We start from the raw sequence: 20476 nt of genomic DNA, 5'->3' as shown, positions 1-20476 counted from the left end.
ACTGAACGAAGGGTAATGTGACAACACCATTTGCAGCCCTCGCGGGATAACGGTGTCAGGTAGATAGGATATTTTCTCTTTGAGTAAGAGTTTGCGACAAAGCCTTTTGCATCTTCGGTTCTCGCGCAATTCAGTTCTTCGACGGGTTATTCATGTAGACCTGCCTTGCTCAGATCATCGAAGAATCTGTCCAGGTCGTTATTCCTGAGATTTTCAAGCGCAAGTCTCGTTCGTGATATCGTCATGTCGGGACGGATCTTGTTCCCCTGGCTGGTGATCCGTCTCGCCTCTTCAATACGCGATTGTCTTATCAAAATGGCCGCCAGCACATAGTGACCAAATGGTCCGACCGATTTTCCCTCCATGGCCGTCCTCGCGCAAGCTTCGGCTTGGTCCATCTCATCTCCAAGGAAATAAAGACAAAAGGCTTTGGCTAACAGTTTGACTTTGAAATACGGCCCGGTTGAACCGAACCGCATTGCTGTCTCAAAATGTGGTAACGCCAGCTCTACCTGACCATTTGCAAGCCGCACATAGCCAAGAACCAGATGGGCGTTGGCGGCGCTAGGATTGAGACTGACGGCCAGTTCTGCCTCAGCAATTGCAGTATCGTGCTTGTTCAGCATGGAATAGACACGGGCGAGAGTTGCGTGCGCAAAACTACTTTGCTCATCAAGGGTCACGGCGCGATCTGCGTGATAAAGCGCTCGTTCCTTTGCGTCTTCCCGGTCATCGACCTGAACGAAGAACAGTTTCCGCAACAAAGCATTCGCCATGACCGCATGCGCAAGCGGGTAGTCTGGCGTCAAGTCGATGGTGTTGGATAATATGTCCCGAGCTTTTTTGTTATCCTCATTTGTGAATTTGAATAGATGCCACAGAGCTTTCTGAACCCTGTCCCACACATTGACCTCACCACGTTTCAGGCGAGCTTGCTCACGCAGGTCAAATCTCAATTCCCAGTCAATGTGCCCGACAACTGCCGAGGCAATCTCTTCTTGCAGCGAAAACGCGTCTTCTCTTTTTCGATCCAGGCGATCAGCCCACAGATCATGCCCACTTGATGTATCGACCAGATGCGCAGTGATGCGGACGCGCTGATCGTCATAGCGCACGCTGCCTTCCACGAGGTAATGAGCCCCGAGACGTTGAGCGATTTCTTCGCCGGTCAATGATGCATCCTTGAGAAGCTTGGTGGATATCGGCGAAACAACTGCCAGCCAGTCCACCTTTGCCAACTCGGTTGCGAGCTCTTGGTTGATGCCGGCGACGAATATATCTTGATCGCTTTGCTCACTGAGGCTTTCGAACGGCAATATCGCAATCACGGGCTTCTGTGGCATCGGAAGCTGAGTGACCATGCGGTTGAACAAGCGATCTTTCTCGGCTGGCGGCTCTGTCCGTGGTGTGGCGACTTCGGTTTCGCTAGGACTGCCGAGCATCGGCACGGGTGTCGCCGGTAAGCGGAACACAGGTCCATGTCTGGGCCAATCAACATTGTTGAGTGTCATGTAGTCTTTGAGATTGTGAGCGGCGTACAAGAAGGCGTGGCTTCGCGCGCTGTCACTGATCGTCTTGTTGGCGAAATTGAGGCCGACCGCGACGCGGGCCAACAAGTACTGGCTTTCCATAAAGCCGAGCCGATGGCTTTCGTGCCGTTCAACCCAGCTCATCGCTTCTCGCCGCAGTGTTCTGACAAACTCCATGATGCCAACGTCATCCTGCCAAAGTCCCAAGGTGTGGTGCTTTGGATGAAAGAGGCCGAGATCGTCAAGGATGGCATCCCACTGGGCGGGAACGCAGCTACCGCGCCGCGCCAGCAGGTAAGCCAACTCAAAATATGCGTGATCATAAAACAAGAACTGCTTGTCCTGATACATCGCCAGGTCGATCAGAAAATAATCCGGGTCACGGCCTCGGTGAGGTCGCACCAGAACGTTGTAGCCGTGAAGATCTCCATGCACGCGACCCTCGGCGGCGCGAAGGTTCAGCCGCTTCGGCATACTTTCATCGCGCGCAAAGGCCAGCGGGTTGGGATACCAATGCCCTTCAAATGAGAAGCAGGGTTCATGCGGATCTTGACTGCAGACGTCGGAAAGGAACTGATGCACGCGCCCGGCTTCAGGGTCGAGGCGGTAGCCGAGCCAGCGGGAAAGCAGCTCCTGAGGTGCATGAATCCCAGGTGCCATCTGGTAGTCGGCGTTCCAGTCATCAAACAGGCTTCGTGAAAGCCTTTCGATCACGTTCAGAGCTAACTCGTAGCCGCACTCGTTCCAGGGAACAGAATACTCCAGCCCGTGGGCAACAACGGTCGAAAGGATGGCGATTTTGCCCTCATGTTCAAGCGAGTGGACAATACGCGCGAGATGCTTGGATCCAAATCCGGGAACCGCTTCGAAAGCTTCGCGATGCCTTTGGTTTTCGGTCTTTTCCTGCCACTCTGGATCAGGAAGGGCATCCAACTTGAGAATGGCCTGCCCGCTAAAAGCATCACATGTAATGTCGACAATGTACACGAGGGCACCTGATTTGCCCGCACTTAGCTGTTGGTGAAAGTAAATTTCGCCCGAGACCTTCCAGAGGTCAGTAATGAGTGGCAAAAGCTCATCATATGCTTCTGGCCAAGAGAGGTCATTCGTGGCGGGCATTATCAATACTCTTCAAAATGCCATCTAAGTCGGAAAATTCATGCAGCAGCCCCAGTGTTCGCAATATTACACAATCCAGAAATTGAGCCAAGTCGGCACAGCGGCGAGACTGAGTTGCAACTGCCCTCCCAACGCGATCACCACATTCGAGACAACGTCGCTTGAGCCCTCAATGTCCGAGTTCCAGCCCGACGCTCCGGGCGTGGGACTGGCGCGGGTTCCACCAAGGACGCCATAGGGACAAGGGCGGATCGCGCCCCAGGACGGTCAAGCGTGAGTTTCGAGATCAAATTGATGTATGGTGATACGATGTGATCAACGTTTCTGCAAATTTTGGTTTGAATTGGTGTTGCACAGCAGAAATCATCGCCTTGGCCTGGCGTAGTTTGCGCGGTGATGGTTCCTTTCAGGAGGAGTGATGCAGATTTCACGGCGACAGATGCTGGCTATGGCGGGAGCAGGTTTCCTCTGTCCGTCGGCGTCATCTGCACAGGAGTTGCCTTCGTTCATTCCGACAACGGTGATTGATGCAGCGTTTGATATGACCCGGCGCAAGGGCATGATGGATATGCTGGTAAAGCGGAACGTGCGGACTGTGTTCCGGTATTATGCCTACAAAGATCAGCCGGAGCGGAACCTGCCACACAAAGTGCTGCGCAAACCCGAGGCGCAGGCGCTGTGGGAGGCCGGGATAAATATCGGCGCGGTTTTCCAGTACAACAACGACAAGCTGGAAAGCATCACAGCTGAGCGCGGGAAAGCAGATGCCGAACATGCGTTGGAGTATGCGGAAAGTGTGATTGGGCAACCTGGAGGGTCAGCCATTTATTTCGGGGTTGATGGCAGTTGGAACGGAGCAGCGCAAATCGCAGGGGTCATGGCGTATTTCACGGCGGTGCATTCGGCGTTTCAACAGGGTGGCAACCGTTACCGTATTGGGGCTTACGGGTCCGGATTGGTTTTGGCGCGGTTGTTGGACGCAGGACTGGTTGATTTGAGTTGGCTGGCCTTGTCGCGCGGGTGGCCGGGCACACGGGAGTTTTACAATTCCGAACGGTGGAACCTGTTCCAGTTTTCACATCATCTGTGGTTTGGGGAAAATCAGGTCGATGGGAATGTTATCAATCCGATGGCCGCTGATATTGGCGACTTTGGGCGCAAAGCAGCGGCGGAACCACAGGATTTTGCGACGTCTTTCTTGCTGAAGGATCAGTTTTATTTTTCGAATGTGCGTAAGGCGGAGATTTTTGAGAAACCCAGCGACAAATCCGACGTCGTGAAGACGCTGACGCTGGCTCATAACCCAATCGTATTGCAATCGGCGAACGGGTGGCACGCGGTGTCGCTGGATGGCACGGATCGGATTGCCGGATATGTGAAATCGGATGTTTTGGCGCCATCGGATCAGATGCCCACGTATAAGTGATTTGTAAGCGGTGTCAGGGGCATTTGTTGTCCAGAAAGGCCCGAGGCGAGATTGCCAACTTGATTGCGCGTTCCGAACTGATAAAGCGTCACGCATGAAGATACCGCCCAAAATGCTGCGCCTGAATGCCTCGATGAGAGCTTCTACCTGTTGATCTAGGGGACTATAGAACGCTTCGAGAACCTGCGAAATGAATTCAGCTATCTAGGATCAGAGCTTAGGTGTTTGATCCCAGGGTTTGATGGTACAATCCGTTCAATGGAATGGAAGGTTGCCCTATTTGGACCCTTAAGCGCTGACGTCGGACAGGTGAAATCTTGAAAGCGGATGCAGAATATCAATCGGTCTGCTTGAACAACAACAATAGATGTGCCTCTAACCGGTCCATCAAAGTTGATTTCTTTTGGTGAGCGCGTTCCAGCCTTATGGGCAGTTCATCCAGTGGTGGAAAACCGTCAAACTCCGTCAGTTCCTGGATGGGCGGCACGATACTGCTTCGCATCATAGCACTTACGGCAATGCCGCTTTGAACCGCACCGCGTAAACCAGTCATGCTGCGGCTGATGACGACCGTCCGATAGCTCCGCTGCATTTCGGCAAGCGCCTTGAACATACGCGACGAATATCCATCATTCTCATCCCAGATCGCGATTGGAAGCGGGTCTTTGTGATGCAATTCGCCGCCTTCGCGGCCAACCCAAACGATCTGGTCGCGAAACGCTACGCGACCATCCGCAACTGGCCCTTCGCCCTCGGTAATGAAGGCCAGATCAACGGACCCTTCAGCCAGATGCCGCACTAATCGACGGGATTCGTCCAAGACAAGGTTTATGGTCGCGGCCGGATAAAGTTCAGTAAAACTGCGCAATACATCCGCCAGGATCTTCGGTGCGTAATCCTCGGGCACGCCAAGCACGACAACGCCGTCAACCTTGCCAACGTCAAATGCGGCCTTGGCGTCGGCAACACTTTCCAGAATTCTTGCGGCATGTGATTGCAGCAGCACGCCATGCTCAGTCATTTCCAGTGTGCCACTACCGCGTACGAACAAAGGGCGCCCAAGCGATAATTCAAGCCTTTGCATTTGCAAGCTGATCGCCGACTGGGTCCGTCCCACCCGATCAGCCGCAGCAGTAAAGCTCTTCGTCTCGCAAATCGCCAGAAATGTCTTCAGCAGATCGGTATTCATCGGACCACATGAGAATCGCTCATGGACCATGTTTACACTACTCGTTGGCTTTTTCATCACACTTGACGCAAGCCTCAAAGTGTCAAGTTCAAGAAACAGAAAAGGACGCAAATCGATGGCTGACCTTGTCATTCATACTGCTTCGATGGCGAACCGCACGGCACTTAGATTGATGCAGGCCCATGCCATGCGACAATTGGGTGCCGATTTCTATCCGCGCAACGCGGTTGATGCTTTCATTTCCGAGATCGGTACGATGGACGATCATCTGATCGAAGACGGCACGTATTTCATCGCCTCACTCGGGGGTATTCTTGTCGGCGCTGGGGGGTGGTCTATGCGACAGGCATCATACAGCAGATGCAATTCTGTCGACGATCCGGCTGCCAGCGTACCCAAAGCAACGGTTCGCAGCGTCTACGTGCACCCCACATGGGCGCGCCGGGGCATCGGCGGCAAACTGATGAAAAGGATTGAACAGAGCATCCTGGCCGCAGGTTTTGCCAACGCCTCGCTGACGGCAACACTCTCTGGTGTGCCTCTCTATCAACATCTGGGTTACCGATCTGGGCGACCGGTGAACCTCTCGCTGCCAGGTGGAGTGAATTTTGGCGCTCTTGAAATGGCCAAACCCCTATCCGGTCCGATCTTGAAACAAGACGTGGCGGTCTAGGCCCCGCGCACATACGAATTACCTCTATGGTGGCGACGACAATGACCTGCTGGCGGGGTACCGAGGGAATGACTATCTTTATGGCAATTCGAGCAACGACATGCTGTACGGCCAGAGCGGTAATGACGATCTCCATGGTGGCTACGGTGATGGCAAACTCTGGGGCGGGTTCGGCAACGATGACCTGTATGGCGGCCGGGATTCGGACGTGCTTCACGGTCGATCGGGCTCCGCTAGGTTCAGGGTTTCTTTCTCATCTCCACTCCTTGGCGGTTACGATGAGCCAGAATCCCTCTCTTATCAGATTTCCCCAAACTCTCCCATTGTTGCTGACGCTTGATACCATTGGACCAAATCCCCTGAAAACGGCTAGGTCGAGCGGATGAGCCGCACAATCAAGGACGCAACCGTCAAGCGGTATCACTATGAAAGCCACGACCAGCTTTGCTCGTACTTGACCGACTTCCTCGATGCCTACAACTACGCTCGCCGTTTGAAGACACTAAGCGGTCTCACGCCATATGAATACATCTGCAAAATCTGGACTTCAGCTCAGAGAATAGACACAGTTGCTAGGCCGCCACCGAGAAAAAAGGGGCTGACACAAACCCGTCGCAAAACGCTTCGAACCGTTGGGTGACACCGTACTCCCGCGCAATCACTGAAGCAGCGCGTCGTCGACAAGGGCCTTGTGATCGCTCTTGGCAAACGGACGAAACTCTGAGCAATTGAGTGGCGGCTCTCCTGGCCGGGCAACGGTACGTGGCGCCCCCGTGACGAACTTGTCCCACAGCGCTTCCTTCCATTCCAATGAATGGGTCACACCATCAAATCAAGGGAGCAAACAGTTAACCTCCTGATGGCTTCCTTCCCCACGACCTACCAGAAGAGAAATCAGGGGATGTCCAATCGATCCGTACCCCCTTAGCTGCGCATATGCGGAACGCGTGAAAGCAGATCGACACCTTGCTGGTTCCAGAAATGCAGTAGATCGATAAATATCCAGTTCTCGGTCAGCTTGTCGCCGGAACGCCGATACATATCAATCACCCGCATGTCGCTGAGTTTGTCGGTGGCAGGCATACCCATAAATCCCCCCGATGGTCTGAGTGTCAGATTTGGCCAGCCAAAAAATCCGCCAAATTCACCTTCAGCAATACGCGCAATGTGGCCGTTGAAAGCGCGATCAGCCAGTCCATCACGGAAGGGTCCTGAATGCTGCTTGATGTATCGCTCAATCGTATAGGTCGCGCCAATTCCAGTCGGCCCCCACCAGATCATGTCGTCATTCCAGCTGCGAGGCAGTTCTTCTTCCAGACCTAGCTCTTCCCGCCCCTTCCAGTCACGGATATCTTCTATCATGAACTCGATCGCGGCGAGTGTTTTGCGCCCCTCTTCAGAATCTTGAGTGTCGAACATGACGCCCGTATGAGTCATCGGACCCGGTTGCACCAACTGCGCACCCGTCTGCGACGGGAACAGCTTCAGTCCCGCCTGGGCCATCAGATGCGGAATATCGAAGAACATTGCCGTATCTGTGATCTTGTCTCCTTCCACGCGATGAAATTCCGCATATCGCAGCATGGCAATTTTGTTGGTGTGGGGGATGTTCAGCCAGGATGCGTCGAACAGACCCATCAGGTGGCCCATCGAAGCAACCCAGACACCACCCGCCTCAAGATGGTTATCGCCAGCCATAAAAATATCCAACCGGCGCTGCATCCTGCGCAGACCGCTCTGCAGCGGCTTCCAGAACCGTTCAGCCACTTCGACCGGGTCGTGGATTTCGTGGAAGGGATGATAGCCGCGCCAGATGGCATCCGGGGCGAAATAGCGCTTGGCCGCAGCTACCGGTTCGTCATTGAGCGCCTCAAAGTAGGCCCGAACGAGGTTTTTTGCAGATTGTAAATCCAACATGTTTTTTCTTTCACGTTGCAGATTAGGTCGCCTGTCTGTGGTTTCTCTCAGATTGTATCCCGGCGCGCGCTGGCGATCTGCATCATCAGATCCAATTCGTTAAAAAGCTGCCATTCCTGCTCAACCCGTCTATCCTTGACGCGCCATTGAGTGATGCCCCAGATCTGACAAGCCGCGCCGCTTGCGACGCGATACAAATTGGTGTCACCGCTATGCGTTCCTTCGGCGCTCCAACGGGTTGAAATCAACCATCCGTCTTCGTCATTGCCCATCCAATACACTTCATCCACCTGAAACGAGAGGTCGGGAAAGGCACGGCGCAGGGTGTTTACGTAACCCTTGTAGGCTGCGCTGTCGTTGAAGCGGCGTTCGGTCGGTCCTTCAAAGGGCAGGTCGGGAACATAGCGAGCATCGACCATGCTCATATCGCCGTTCCAGATATTGTCATGCAGGTCCCGCGCAAAGGCATCGGGATCAAAGCCATCGACCGGGTCACTGGCAGAAATCGGTTTCGTTGGGGCGGCGGACCGGCGCAGGTCGTTCCATATCTGCTGGCTGCGCGGCCATCCCCGAGGCGGGTCGGCCGCAAGCCGGTCGGCCTCGTCCCACAGGTCAATGCCAAGCTGCCGCAACATGGCCGACGTGTTGTAGAGCACATGCTCGAGGAAGATATCATTCCCCAGCGCCACGCAATTGGCAATCACCATGACGCTGACCTTCTTGCCGGTTGCCGACCCATAGCGGCTGTCACCGGTGTTGGTCCCGATGATCCGTGTCAGGTGTGAGGTGTGAAAGCCGACCGTGTCATCCCCGGCCCAAATCACCTCTTCTGCATCCAGGATGATATCGGGAATAGCACCGGTGGTATGATGGGTATCGGCAATGATCTTCTTGCTGCCGGTCTGCAAACCATAGTCGTCGTAGATCAAAGACGTCGGAGCATAGCAGGCCCCTATATAGTCGACCTCACGCGCCTCGGTTTCCCAAATGCGGTGAGTTATGCGAACGATATAGTCGACGATATTGTTGTATTCGGGATCAAACCCGCGAAGGCGCTGCTTCGGGCCAAACTCATCCGGGATGCGAATGGTGCGGTTGTTCGTATAGCTGCGCAACGACACATCAAAGCGCGTGGGCATGTGTCGGCGCTCAAGCGGCTGCGCCGATCCATAGTCGCGTGACATTTTCTCTCCTGTTGAGAACGGCGTGGTCAAATCAACTCGGCTCGCTATCATCCTTTCACCGCACCGGCGGTCAGACCGCTGACGATCTGGCGCTGGAAGAACAGAACGAGAAAGAACAGCGGGACCATGGCGCTGACAACCGCTGCCACGGCAAACATCACATCCCCGGTTTCGCGCACGGTGCCAAGGAAGCTGTAGATACGCGGAACCATTGTCTGATTTTCAGAGCTCAGCAACACCGCAGTAACGGCAAAGTCGTTATAGGCGAGCAGGAAACTGAACAACCCGGTGGTGATCACCCCCGGCCACATGACCGGAATGATTACATAGCGAAACGCCTGGAACCGCGTGCAGCCATCAACCATGGCGCTTTCATCCATGTCTTTGGGAATGTTCAGGAAGAACGAATGCAGCATCCAAAGGGTAAACGGCTGGTTGATTGCCACCAGAACGATGATGGTCGTTGATAGCTTGCCCCAGACGTTCCATTCAAAGAACGGCAGCAGATAGCCCGAAACCAAAGTGATATGCGGCATAGCCCGGAAAACCAGACCCGCCATCAACAGCCAGAATGCATAGCGAAAGCCTGACCGCGCCAGCGCATACCCACCAAGGGTGCCGAAGGTCAAAGAGATCACCACAGTGAAGAACACGACAATCCCGGTGTTGATCGTGTTGCGCCAGAACTCCTGCTCGACCCACGCGCCATAGTAGCCCCCGCCGGTAAAGGCACTTCCAGTTTCCGCAGTCGTCATCACGCCATAGAGCGCATTCCGCCAGTCTGTCTTGGAGAAGAAATCGGGTTGAACCTTGAACGAGCCCCAGACCGTCCACAGGAAGGGTCCGGCGGCGATGAAGATCCATAGGACAACAAAGCTTGTGGTGAACCAGATCAGCCCTTTAGAACGCCTCTGTGCAACAGATGATGACATGATCAAGCCCTCTTCCGGTTAAAGTCGCGCCAGGTACGTATCAATACGGGTGAAAGCAGGATAGCGACACCGAGGATGGTCAGGATCGATGTGGCCCCGGCGGAGCCAAACAATTGAATATCACCGCCGCGCAGGTCGTTGAAAATTATCCAGGATAGCGACGTCGCCTTGGCGGAAGCCGAGAAGCTGATGATCGGTTCGAATACCCGGAAGTTGTCCATCAATTGCATCAATGTGATGAAAACCACCAGAGGCATCATGTAAGGCACCACGACATAACGAATGGCCTGCCATCGTGAGGCACCGTCGATCTTTGCTGCCTCAAGCGTCTCGGAGGGGACGGTTTGCAGTCCAGCATAAAAGACGATGAAGCTGAAGGGCGTCGAACTCCAGATGCCATAAACGATCAGCATCATCCATGTCAGGGGCGTCGAAGCCTTAAGTGACAAGTTGGGATCGTTGAAAATCCTTTGCAGCGTCGCGCCGATAATACCGTCAGCATCGACCATCCAGAACAGGATCAGCGCGCCAATCAGGGGTGTGACGATCATCGGCAGCAGCGACACAAAGATCGTTGGCCCTTTGACAATCCGCGGCAAGGTGTTCACCGCCAAAGCGACACCAAGTCCCAAAAAAATGACAAACGGTGTGACCACCGCCGTATAGGTAAGCGTAAAGAACAGGGCCTTGTAGAACGGTAGATTGATCAGTTCTGACATGAATTCGCCGAGTGTCTCTGTCTCATCCCAGGCAACGCCTACTTCTTTGAACGCCAGGTGCTTTCGGTTGGTATAGGTTCCAAGGCCGTTGAACCGCCCCAGGGGGGCTTCTTCCTGCAGGGCTGCTGTCGCTTCGGTGTCGACCTGCAAGACCGTTTCACATTTGAACGGCCCACAATTCTCGACCTCGGTCATGATCTGCTCGTGTTCCACAAACAGCGACTGCACGGCAACTGACACGATGGGCAGAGCAATGAAAAAGAACATTGCAGCCAGAGACGGCAGGATAAACCAGAAAAATGTGCGGTGTTTCATAGCCCAATTCCTACGTCAGCATAGCGATCTAGGTGGAATACTCCGGGGCGGCGCGAGGGCGGCCCCGGAGTTGACCTTTAGAGGTAACCGGCCTCTTGCGCTGCAGCGACATATGCAGCCTCGATGTCTGCCAGTGTCTTTTCTGCGCTTTCATTGCCCTGCAGGAAATCGGGCAGTTCTTCAAAGACGGCCTGATGCAACAGCCCCATGTAAGGCAGCATCGGATAGGGCTCTGCACCTGCGGCAGCGGTCTGCGCGACGCCTGCTGCCGCCAGTCCCGGTGTGTAGGAGTCCATCAACCAGACAGCGGCATCGTTGTTTGCCTCGACCATCTTGTCCGAAATGCCATGCATCATTGCCAGAAAGGTTGCCTCGGCATCCTCATCCGAGATGTTCTTTGCGATGGTGAAGCCATCCCACCAAAGCGAAGATGCAGGTGTGGACCCTCCTGCAACGGTCGGGGCGCCGACAAGTACGGTGTTTTCGGCCACGCCCTCTTCCGCGCCTTCACCGCTCAGCAGTTCACCACCGCTTGAACCCCAAAGTTGCGCGATCGCCAGATCGCCCGATTTCCAGATCGGCACGACGGTTGCAGTGTTGTAGGTCAGGAAATCCGGGTTGGAGAGCGCCACGAGTTCTTTCAGCATGTTCAGGGTGGCGACGCCCAATTCGTTGTTTATCGCCGGTTCAGCCGTGCCCGGCTTGAAGAATTCGCCGCCATGCCCGAGATACATGTTCACGAATTCCTCGCCCAGGTTCCAGTCAGACATGCTGAGGAACGCGAACGGGTGATCCATGATGCCCGCGTCTTTGATCGCCTGAGCGGTTTCGGCAACCTCTTCCCAGGTCGCAGGCGCTGGCTTCCCGATCTGGTCCAGAATGTCCTGACGGAGGAACAGATGTTGGGCGTTGGCCATGAAGGCGATCGCCATGATCTTTCCATCAATGGTGATCAACTGGTTTTTGGGAATGCCCTGACCGTGTTTGGCGACCAGATCGTCAAGCGGGCGCAGCAGGCCTTCGTTCAGCAATGGAACAATGGAGGAGTTCGCGACGACAACGGAGGTGTATTCCGCCGGATTTGGTGTCAGCGCCTGAACGGTGATATTGCGGAAATCCTTGTTGTGGTTGGCCGATACTGTTGCACCGCCACTTGCACATTCGGCGGCGGTTTCCGTGATCGCCTTTAGTGCCGGAAAGTCGTTCGCCAGAACGTTAACGTTACCGCTGCTGATTTCACACTCGGCATAGGCGGCGGTCGCCATAAGCGCCGCAACCGCACCGGTCGCAAAACTTTTCATAAGAGACATATTGGTTTCCTCCGGTTGGACCCTGTTGCCCAGGCGCGCGCTTGGGCAGGCAAGAGACTCGCGATTTTATTGATCTATTGTGCATTCGCAGTCATCATTATGCTGAAAAATAGCCACATGACAAGAATTTCCTACTAGAGTGATTTTTCTGTTAAATTTAAGGGAACTACCTACTGACTTTGATTTCAAAAGGTCATCGACGATCCCGCTGAATATTTTCTTCTTGCCTAATTTTGCATTCGCTGACAGTTTTAATGGGAACGCATGCAAAGGATGGAGCCGGAATGGCCGAGATTCAGCTGAAGAACATTTCCAAGCGTTGGGGATCGTTTGTCGGGGTGCAGAATTTCGACCTGACAATAGCCGATAAGGAGTTTCTGGTCCTGCTGGGCCCATCAGGCTGCGGCAAGACCACGACCATGCGCATGATCGCGGGTCTGGAAGATGTCTCTGAAGGTGAAATCACCATTGACGGTCAGGTGGTCAATGACTTGGACCCAAAGGACCGGGACGTTGCGATGGTGTTTCAGAGCTATGCGCTTTACCCCAATTTGGACGTCTATGAGAATATCCGCTTTCCGCTGAAAGTGCGGAAATCCGATCCGTCGACTCACGATGAACGTGTCAGGCGCGCGGCAGAGATGGTCGAGTTGACTGATTTCATGCATCGCCGTCCCGCCGAATTGTCGGGCGGTCAGCGGCAACGCGTTGCACTCGCCCGCGCCATTGTGCGGGAACCCAACGTGTTCCTGATGGACGAGCCACTGTCGAATCTGGATGCCAAGCTGCGTGTGTCGACGCGACATCAGATCAAGAACCTCAGCCACGAATTGCAGGTGACCACGATTTACGTGACCCACGACCAGATCGAAGCAATGACTCTCGCAGATCGTGTGGTGGTAATGAGCAAAGGCGTGGTGCAGCAAGTCGGCACCCCGACCGACATTTACGACACCCCCGCCAATACCTTTGTTGCCAGCTTTATCGGCAGTCCCGCCATGAACCTTCTGGAAGGCGAGATTTCGGGCGGCACATTCACGGGCCAAAACGTCTCGATCAGCGGGCTTGCAACCAGGCATGAAGGTAAAGTGATCCTCGGTTTTCGGGCAGAAGACGCCGAACTTGATCCTGATGGAGCATCCTCGGCTCCGCTTTATTCGCTTGAGCTGCTGGGCGACGCCACAATTGCCACGTTGAAAATGGGTGGAACCGTTGCGTCCATCCGGGCGGCCAAGGACTACCGAGCCGAGATTGGCGACCACACCGCCGTGAACATTCCCGCTGAGATCTGCCACCTCTTCGACGCCAAGACCGGCGACCGTCTGGAATGACTCACTACGGCGACATGTTCGATGAATGCGCCCGGCTTACGTGATGGCGCGGCGCTGTGCTGACCACGTTCAGCAACAACTGTTTTAAGTAGGCATGGAGGAAACGGCATGAAGGGGTCCCGACCGGAGCAGGCCGTGCTGAGCCGCGATACGGATCTCGGCAGAACTGAAGAGACGCGCAACGTCATCGAAACCATGGTGGACGGTCTGAACGACCACCGCATCGACGACATTGGCGACTTTTTCGCCCATGGCTTCCGGTGGATTGGCAATTTCGGATGTGGCACCAAGACCGGGCTGAAAGAGTTCCAGGACAACTGGCAACGCCCGTTCCAGGCGGCTTTTTCCGATAAGGTATGTGTCGACGAAGCGCGTCTTTACATGGGCGAATGGGCCGCAGCTTTTGGACGGCAAGAGGCAACTCATTCCGGTGAGTTCATGGGGTTGGCCCCAACCGGCAAGCGCGTCGACATCCGCTATATGGATTTCTGGAAGGTCGTCGACGGCAAGATAGTCGACAACTGGGTCATGGTTGATTTTCCGCATGTGTTGTCACAGCTCGGGCATGACGTCTTCGACGGCAAAGGTTGGGAGGCATTTGATCGCGGAGACGCCAAGCCGCCCCAACCCAAGGAACCCGCATAATGGGAGCAGTTCTGGATCTGGTCAAAGACATGGAACAAGCGCTCGGGCGGTCCGAAGCCGACATGTCGCCTTGGTTCCACGGAGATTTCATCTGGGACGGCAACGTGGGGTGTGGCCGTAAGTCTGGGCTGACCGCCTTCGAAGAGGGGTGGCAGCAGCCGTTCAGGGCCGCATTCGGCGATCGCCGCTTTGACACACCGATCTGGCTTGAAGATGGGGACTGGGCAGCCTGCGCCGGGACCTGTCACGCCACCCATACGGGCGACTTCATGGGCATTCCGGCAACGGGTCGACCGCTGCGCATATCGTATGTGGATTTCTGGCAGGTCCGCGACGGGCGCATCGCTTATAACAAGGTCAGCGTCGATCTGGCGGGCGTTGCCGCACAATTGGGTTGGGATGTGTTCGATGGCAAAGGTTGGGACCGCCTAGACCCACCCGTGGCCCGTCTTTGGCGTGGTCAGCAGAGCCATGGCGCAGCTGCAAAGCCGCTGGATGTCGTGCACGCAATGGAGGCCGCGCTACAACGCTCGGACGTTGATGTCTCGGAGTACTTTCACGATGACTTCGTCTGGGACGCCAATTATGGCTGCGGGCTCAAACACGGTTTGCAAGAGTTTGAGCGGGGCTGGTATCTGCCCTTCCGCGACTTCTTCGGTAATCGGGATTTCCGGACCCGGCATTTCATGCAGGATGGGGATTGGGCCGCCTGTTTCGGTGCGTGCCACGCGACCCTGGAAACCGATTTCATGGGCATGCCCGCCACCGGTCAGGCCATCCGCATTCCTTATATCGACTTCTGGCGCATCGATGGTTGGAAAATCGCAGAAAACATTGTGCGCGTCGATTTTGCGAGTGTTGTGAAACAGTTGGGCGGTGATGTCTTTCGCGGCATGGGTTGGGAAAACGCCATTCCAGCTGATCGAAACGCGCATCCTGCCAATTAGGAGATGAACATGTCGATCAAGTATCTCAAGATCAACAAAACTGCCGAGGCGCGCGCCGAAGACGACGCAAAGGTGCGCAAGGTTGTCGAGGCGACCCTAGCAGATATCGAAACCCGGGGTGACGCCGCAATCCGCGATTTGAGCAAAAAATTCGACAGCTACAGCCCCGCATCGTTTCGCCTGAATGCGTCCGAGATCGAAGCCGCCATGCAAAAGGTCTCGGCCCGCGATATGGCAGACATCAAGTTCGCCCAATCGCAGATCCGCTGCTTCGCCGAAGCGCAGCGCGCCTCGATGACGGATATCGAGACCGAAACCCTGCCCGGCGTCATTCTGGGCCACAAGAACATTCCGGTGCAGTCGGTTGGCTGTTACGTGCCCGGTGGCAAGTTTCCAATGGTGGCCTCGGCTCATATGTCGGTGCTGACGGCGCAGGTCGCGGGCGTGCCCCGGATCATCGCGTCGGCACCTCCGGTGGACGGCGCGCCGCATCCCGCGATCGTTGCAGCGATGCATTTGGGCGGCGCCCATGAGATTTATGCTCTGGGCGGTATTCAGGCCGTTGGCGCCATGGCGATCGGGTCCGAAACCATCGATCCCGTTCATATGATCGTCGGCCCCGGCAACGCCTTTGTGGCAGAAGCCAAGCGGCAGCTGTTCGGTCGCGTTGGTATTGACCTGTTCGCGGGCCCGACCGAGACGATGGTCATCGCCGATGACACCGTGGATGCCGAGATGTGCGCAACAGATCTGGTGGGCCAAGCCGAGCATGGGTACAACTCGCCTGCGTGCCTGATCACCAATTCACGCAGCCTCGCTGAAGGAACACTGTCCGAAATCGACAGGCTGCTCAGCATCCTTCCCACCCGAGAAACCGCAGCAGCGTCTTGGAAAGATTATGGTGACGTGATCCTGTGTGACACCCATGAAGAAATGCTCGCGATCGCCAATGAGATGGCCTACGAGCATGTGCAGATCATGACCGATCGGGACGGCTGGTATCTTGAGAACATGCACTCCTACGGCGCGCTGTTCCTCGGCCCGCGCACCAACGTGGCCAATGGTGACAAGGTCATTGGCACCAACCACACGCTGCCGACCAAAAAGGCTGGTCGCTATACCGGCGGTCTTTGGGTTGGGAAGTTCCTGAAAACACACAGCTACCAGAAAGTGACGACGGATGAGGCAGCTACCCTGATCGGCGAATACGGGTCGCGCCTTTGCATGCTTGAGGGTTTTGTGGGCCATGCCGAGCAGTGCAACATTCGCGTGCGGCGCTATGGCGGCCGCAATATTCCCTATGGCGAACGTGCGTTGCCGGCTGAGACCGTCGAGTAATACCGCATGTCAACGCCTCACGACGCCAATCGTAAATTGCTGACACCGCTGCGGGCGGCGCTTTACGACTGGGACGAGACGCTGCTCCGGGGCCTGCTTGGATCGCTTTGCGCCCCGGACGCGGTGTTCCATTGCTGCCATCCCTTCGGGGATCAGGTTGGCCCGGAGGCGTTCTTTCAGAACGTGCTGACCCCTCTGCGCGCGGCGTGGCCGGATGCGGAACGGCGCGACTGGCTGGCTGTGGCCGGACAGGACGAACATGGCGCTGACTGGGTCGGGTGCGGCGGGCATTATGTCGGCACATTCGCAGGCCCGTTGCTGGATATTCCTCCGTCCGGGCACCTCGCGCATATGCGGTTCCATGAGTATTGCCGGATCGCGGGCGGCAAGATTGTCGAGATGCAGATGATCTGGGATCTGCCCGAAGTCATGATGCAGGTCGGCGCGTGGCCGATGGCGCCCTCGCTTGGCGCCGAGATACTCGTCCCAGGTCCGGCGTCGGGTGATGGCCTTGTACGCCCGGCGCGCGATGAGACAGAAAGTAACGCGAGCCGCGATCTGATCGTGGATATGCTCAACCACATGAAGCGGCATCCTTCGCAGGGCGGACCCGAGGTCATGGAGATGGCGCGGTTCTGGCACGAGAACATGAACTGGTACGGGCCAGCGGGTATCGGCACTTGCCGGGGCATACGCGGGTTCCGCAATTGGCATCAGATCCCGTTCTTGTCGAGTATGCCTGACAGGGGGCAATATCTGGATGACATCACCTATCATTTCTTTGGCGACGGGCCTTACGTGGCGGTTACCGGCTGGCCCGACATGATCCAAACCGTCACGCATGATGGCTGGATGGGTATCGCGCCGTCGGGCAAGCGTATCTCGATGCGCAGTCTGGATTTCTGGCGCGTTGAGCGGGGCCGCATTCGCGAGAATTGGGTGATGGTCGACCTTCTGGACGCCTACCAGCAGTTGGGGGTGGACGTTTTTGCCAGACTGCGCGAATTCAACAAGGCCCGTGTCCCGGGACGTGTGCCCTATCCTGTTGGAGATCCCTGATGAACCTGCCTCCTGCCCCATCTTTCCGCCTTGATGGCAAGCGCGCCTTGGTTGCTGGGGCATCCTCTGGGATTGGCCTGGCCTGCGCGACAGCGCTGGCTAGCCACGGGGCCGAGGTTACACTGGCCGCACGTTCCGAGGATAAATTGAACGACATCGCCGAAGCTTTTGCGGCAAAGGGCTGGGCGGCTCGGAGTCTGGCAATGAATGTTGCTGACATTGCTGCGACCGAGGCTGCAGTGGATGCGCGTGATCCTTTCGACATCCTGATCAACTCTGCAGGTCTGGCCCGGCATTCCCCGGCGCTGGAAACCACTGAGGTTGATTTCGACGCCGTGAGCGATCTCAACTTCAAGGGGGCCTATTTTCTAACGCGCACAGTCGCGCATGGGCTTATCAAAGCAGGAAAGCCAGGCAGCCTGATCAACATCACCAGCCAGATGGGCCAGGTCGGTGGCATAGACCGAGCCGTTTACTGCGGTACAAAGCATGCGGTTGAAGGATTTACCAAGTCGATGGCGATCGAATGGGGCCCGCGTGACATCCGCGTCAACTCGATTGCCCCGACCTTCATCCGCACGCCTCTGGCCGAGCAAACGCTGGCCAATCCGGAACGCCGCGCCTGGATTGAAGAGAAGATCAAACTGGGACGCGTAGGCGAGTTGAGCGATATCACTGGTGCTGCAGTTTATCTTGCCTCGGATGCTGCAAGCCTTGTCACCGGAGCAGCCTTGCTGGTCGATGGCGGATGGACTGCGGACTGATGGCGGACAAAGTCACATCCTTCGACGTGGCCCGTCTTGCCGGCGTAAGCCAGTCGGCGGTCAGCCGTGTGTTTACCCCCGGTGCTTCGGCCTCGGCAGCGACGCGAGACAAGGTGACCAAGGCCGCTGAAGAACTGGGCTATCGTCCAAACACGTTGGCGCGCGCAATGATCACCGGCAAAAGCCGAGTGATCGGCGTCGTTGTGGCCTATCTGGAAAACCAGTTCTATCCGATGGCGCTGGAATATCTGGATCGCGCTTTGAAAGAACGTGGCTATCACATCCTGCTCTTCATGGCTCAAAATGATGGCAATGTCGGCCAGATCGTCGAAGAACTGATGTCCTATCAGGTGGATGGGATCATAACGGCCTCTGTCGACATGTCCAATGACATTGCCAAGCGCTGTGACGATGCGGGCATTCCGGTGGTGATGTTCAACCGGGGGCAGGAAACCGGTACTCTGGCACAGGTGACCTCGAACAATATTGAAGGCGGGCGTACGGTTGCGCATTTTCTTGCCTCTGGTGGCCATCGGAAAATCGCGCATGTTTCGGGCTGGCAGGGCTCTTCGACCGGACTTGATCGCATGCGCGGTTTTGTCGACGGCCTTAAAGATCACGGAGTTGAACCCGTCGCGATAGAGGATGGCAGATACAGTCAGGACGACGCCGCAATAATCGCACGGAAGCTGTGCGGTACTTCGGATCGGCCAGACGCAATATTTGTGGGAAACGACCACATGGCCTTTGCAGTGATGGACTGCTTGCGTTTCGAGCTTGGCCTGTCCGTTCCAGAGGATGTCAGCATCGTCGGCTATGACGATGTCCCCATCGCGGCCTGGCCCGCCTATGACCTGACAACCATTCGCCAGCCGATCAACAAGATGGTCACCGCCACCGTAGAAATTCTGCTTGCCCGGATTGAGCAGGGCGCGGCCTCTGAGCGCATTCAGATCCCTGGCCCCCTCAAGATCAGGGGCTCGGCCAGAAAACCAAAGGGCTTCAGCACATGACCTATGCCGAGAAGTGGAAAGACTTCCCCGATTATATCCTCGGGATCACCAAAGAAATTTGGGAGGATCGGGGAACCGAAACGCTCGACCGTTATTATGCAGCCGACATCCCTGTTCGTACTCCGATGGGCATAAGCCGTGGCAATCAGGGTGTCATCGCTGCGACCATGGCAACCTGCCACGAATTTCCCGACCGGCAGCTCTATGGCGAAGACGTCATCTGGTCTCAATCCGAAGAACATGGGGCTTTGTCTTCTCACCGGCTGCTGACGACGGCCACGCATTTGCAGGATGGTCAGTTTGGCAAGGCCAGCGGCAAGAAATGGACGGTGCGTGTCATTGCGGATTGTGCCGCCAGGGGCGAAACGATCTATGACGAGTGGCTGGTTCGCGATTACGGAGGTCTGGTGCGCCAGTTGGGATTTGAGCCAGAGAGCTATACCCGGGACCTGATCGCCGCCGAGGGTGGTCCGGAAGAGGCCGGGCGTCCCTTCACACCCGATATCGATGTCGATGGAGGCTATCACGGCACCGGCAATGACAATGAATGGGGCGCGCGGTATTCCGACACGCTCACCCGGATCATGAACAAGGATTTCAACCACATCCTCGCGGATTATGATCGCGCGGTGATTGGCGAATATGCTGGCGCGAAACAGGCGATTGGGCGCGAGGCAATCAGTCGGTTCTGGGTCGGTCTGCGGTCTTCGTTTCCAAATGCGACGTTCAATATCCACCATCAGATCGGCATGGACGGTGGCATGATGTCCCCGCGTGCCGCAATCCGCTGGTCTCTGGACGGATCCCATGACGGCTGGGGCACATTTGGTCGTCCAACCGGCGTGCAAGTGCATGTCATGGGGATGAGTCACGCCGAATTCGGCCCCTGGGGGCTGCGCCGGGAATTCTCGCTATATGACGAGGTGGCCATCTGGAAGCAGATTCTGTTGCAGTCCGGGGAGGTCTGAGTGACCCGCAAGGTATCATATCTGGATGCCAGCCAGGCGGCGCGGCGGTATCATACTCATCGCACCTCACTGCGCGCACGGCGGTTGAACAACCGCCC

18 protein-coding genes and 2 pseudogenes are annotated in these 20476 nt (G+C 56.1%); 13 read left to right on the top strand and 7 right to left on the bottom strand.

What is annotated here, in order from left to right; all coding sequences use genetic code 11:
• Positions 1–146: 146 nt before the first annotated feature.
• A complete protein-coding gene (locus M3P21_RS16660) occupies positions 147–2648 on the bottom strand; it encodes a tetratricopeptide repeat protein (protein ID WP_249711680.1) in 2502 nt (833 codons plus the stop codon).
• Positions 2649–3066: 418 nt separating this feature from the next.
• Here M3P21_RS16660 and M3P21_RS16655 point away from each other — a divergent pair, with 418 nt between their 5' ends.
• Positions 3067–4074 (top strand): glycoside hydrolase domain-containing protein, encoded by a 1008-nt coding sequence (locus tag M3P21_RS16655; protein WP_249711678.1) that lies wholly within the window; start codon positions 3067–3069, stop codon positions 4072–4074.
• 337 nt (positions 4075–4411) lie between these two features.
• On the opposite strand, the gene M3P21_RS16650 is transcribed toward M3P21_RS16655, so the two are convergent.
• Positions 4412–5263 (bottom strand): LysR family transcriptional regulator, encoded by an 852-nt coding sequence (locus M3P21_RS16650; protein WP_249711676.1) that lies wholly within the window; start codon positions 5261–5263, stop codon positions 4412–4414.
• Positions 5264–5378: 115 nt separating this feature from the next.
• On the opposite strand from M3P21_RS16650, the gene M3P21_RS16645 reads away from it, so the two are divergent.
• The 4 genes and pseudogenes from M3P21_RS16645 to M3P21_RS16640 form a co-directional block, all read left to right on the top strand.
• Complete coding sequence (locus M3P21_RS16645) at positions 5379–5936, top strand: GNAT family N-acetyltransferase (RefSeq protein WP_249711675.1); 558 nt, start codon at positions 5379–5381, stop codon at positions 5934–5936.
• 37 nt (positions 5937–5973) lie between these two features.
• A pseudogene (locus tag M3P21_RS22760) lies at positions 5974–6057 on the top strand (hypothetical protein); the annotation flags it as partial.
• The gene (locus M3P21_RS22755; RefSeq protein WP_373320057.1) at positions 6037–6276 is read left to right on the top strand and encodes a calcium-binding protein; all 240 of its coding nucleotides are present in this window, start codon (positions 6037–6039) and stop codon (positions 6274–6276) included. The pseudogene M3P21_RS22760 and the gene M3P21_RS22755, both read left to right, overlap by 21 nt.
• Before the next feature lie 33 nt (positions 6277–6309).
• Positions 6310–6576, top strand: a pseudogene (locus M3P21_RS16640) (IS3 family transposase); the annotation flags it as partial.
• 284 nt (positions 6577–6860) lie between these two features.
• Here the strand turns inward: M3P21_RS16640 and M3P21_RS16635 are convergent.
• The 5 genes from M3P21_RS16635 to M3P21_RS16615 form a co-directional block, all read right to left on the bottom strand.
• Complete coding sequence (locus M3P21_RS16635) at positions 6861–7853, bottom strand: nuclear transport factor 2 family protein (protein WP_249711673.1); 993 nt, start codon at positions 7851–7853, stop codon at positions 6861–6863.
• Between the two features lie 47 nt (positions 7854–7900).
• The gene (locus M3P21_RS16630; RefSeq protein WP_249711671.1) at positions 7901–9037 is read right to left on the bottom strand and encodes a nuclear transport factor 2 family protein; all 1137 of its coding nucleotides are present in this window, start codon (positions 9035–9037) and stop codon (positions 7901–7903) included.
• 47 nt (positions 9038–9084) lie between these two features.
• The gene (locus M3P21_RS16625; protein ID WP_249711669.1) at positions 9085–9969 is read right to left on the bottom strand and encodes a carbohydrate ABC transporter permease; all 885 of its coding nucleotides are present in this window, start codon (positions 9967–9969) and stop codon (positions 9085–9087) included.
• Positions 9970–9971: 2 nt separating this feature from the next.
• Positions 9972–11003: a carbohydrate ABC transporter permease gene (locus tag M3P21_RS16620; RefSeq protein WP_249711667.1), complete on the bottom strand. Its 1032-nt coding sequence runs from the start codon at positions 11001–11003 to the stop codon at positions 9972–9974.
• A gap of 77 nt (positions 11004–11080) precedes the next feature.
• Positions 11081–12313, bottom strand: a complete 1233-nt coding sequence (locus M3P21_RS16615) for an ABC transporter substrate-binding protein (RefSeq protein WP_249711665.1) — start codon at positions 12311–12313, stop codon at positions 11081–11083.
• 284 nt (positions 12314–12597) lie between these two features.
• Between M3P21_RS16615 and M3P21_RS16610 the strand changes: the two genes are divergently transcribed.
• The 8 genes from M3P21_RS16610 (at position 12598) to M3P21_RS16575 (ending at position 20378) form a co-directional block, all read left to right on the top strand.
• Positions 12598–13644, top strand: coding sequence for an ABC transporter ATP-binding protein (locus tag M3P21_RS16610; RefSeq protein WP_249711664.1), 1047 nt, complete (start codon positions 12598–12600; stop codon positions 13642–13644).
• 108 nt (positions 13645–13752) lie between these two features.
• The gene (locus M3P21_RS16605) at positions 13753–14289 is read left to right on the top strand and encodes an ester cyclase (RefSeq protein WP_249711661.1); all 537 of its coding nucleotides are present in this window, start codon (positions 13753–13755) and stop codon (positions 14287–14289) included.
• Complete coding sequence (locus M3P21_RS16600) at positions 14289–15236, top strand: ester cyclase (protein ID WP_249711659.1); 948 nt, start codon at positions 14289–14291, stop codon at positions 15234–15236. Before M3P21_RS16605 ends, M3P21_RS16600 begins: the two co-directional genes overlap by 1 nt.
• Before the next feature lie 9 nt (positions 15237–15245).
• The gene (gene hisD / locus M3P21_RS16595) at positions 15246–16574 is read left to right on the top strand and encodes a histidinol dehydrogenase (RefSeq protein ID WP_249711657.1); all 1329 of its coding nucleotides are present in this window, start codon (positions 15246–15248) and stop codon (positions 16572–16574) included.
• A gap of 6 nt (positions 16575–16580) precedes the next feature.
• The gene (locus M3P21_RS16590) at positions 16581–17633 is read left to right on the top strand and encodes an ester cyclase (protein ID WP_249711655.1); all 1053 of its coding nucleotides are present in this window, start codon (positions 16581–16583) and stop codon (positions 17631–17633) included.
• On the top strand, positions 17633–18397 hold the full coding sequence (locus M3P21_RS16585) for an SDR family NAD(P)-dependent oxidoreductase (protein ID WP_249711652.1): 765 nt from the start codon (positions 17633–17635) through the stop codon (positions 18395–18397). The genes M3P21_RS16590 and M3P21_RS16585 overlap by 1 nt, the downstream gene beginning before the upstream one ends.
• A complete protein-coding gene (locus M3P21_RS16580) occupies positions 18394–19410 on the top strand; it encodes a LacI family DNA-binding transcriptional regulator (protein ID WP_249711686.1) in 1017 nt (338 codons plus the stop codon). The genes M3P21_RS16585 and M3P21_RS16580 overlap by 4 nt, the downstream gene beginning before the upstream one ends.
• Entirely contained in the window at positions 19407–20378 is a 972-nt protein-coding gene (locus M3P21_RS16575) for an ester cyclase (RefSeq protein WP_249711650.1), read from the top strand. Before M3P21_RS16580 ends, M3P21_RS16575 begins: the two co-directional genes overlap by 4 nt.
• Positions 20379–20476: the final 98 nt, after the last annotated feature.

The organism is Ruegeria spongiae (assembly GCF_023502395.1).
Taxonomy (GTDB): Bacteria; Pseudomonadota; Alphaproteobacteria; order Rhodobacterales; family Rhodobacteraceae; genus Ruegeria_C; species Ruegeria_C spongiae.
Note: the sequence above shows the minus strand (reverse complement) of the source record. Positions and strands in the feature narration are given on the sequence as shown.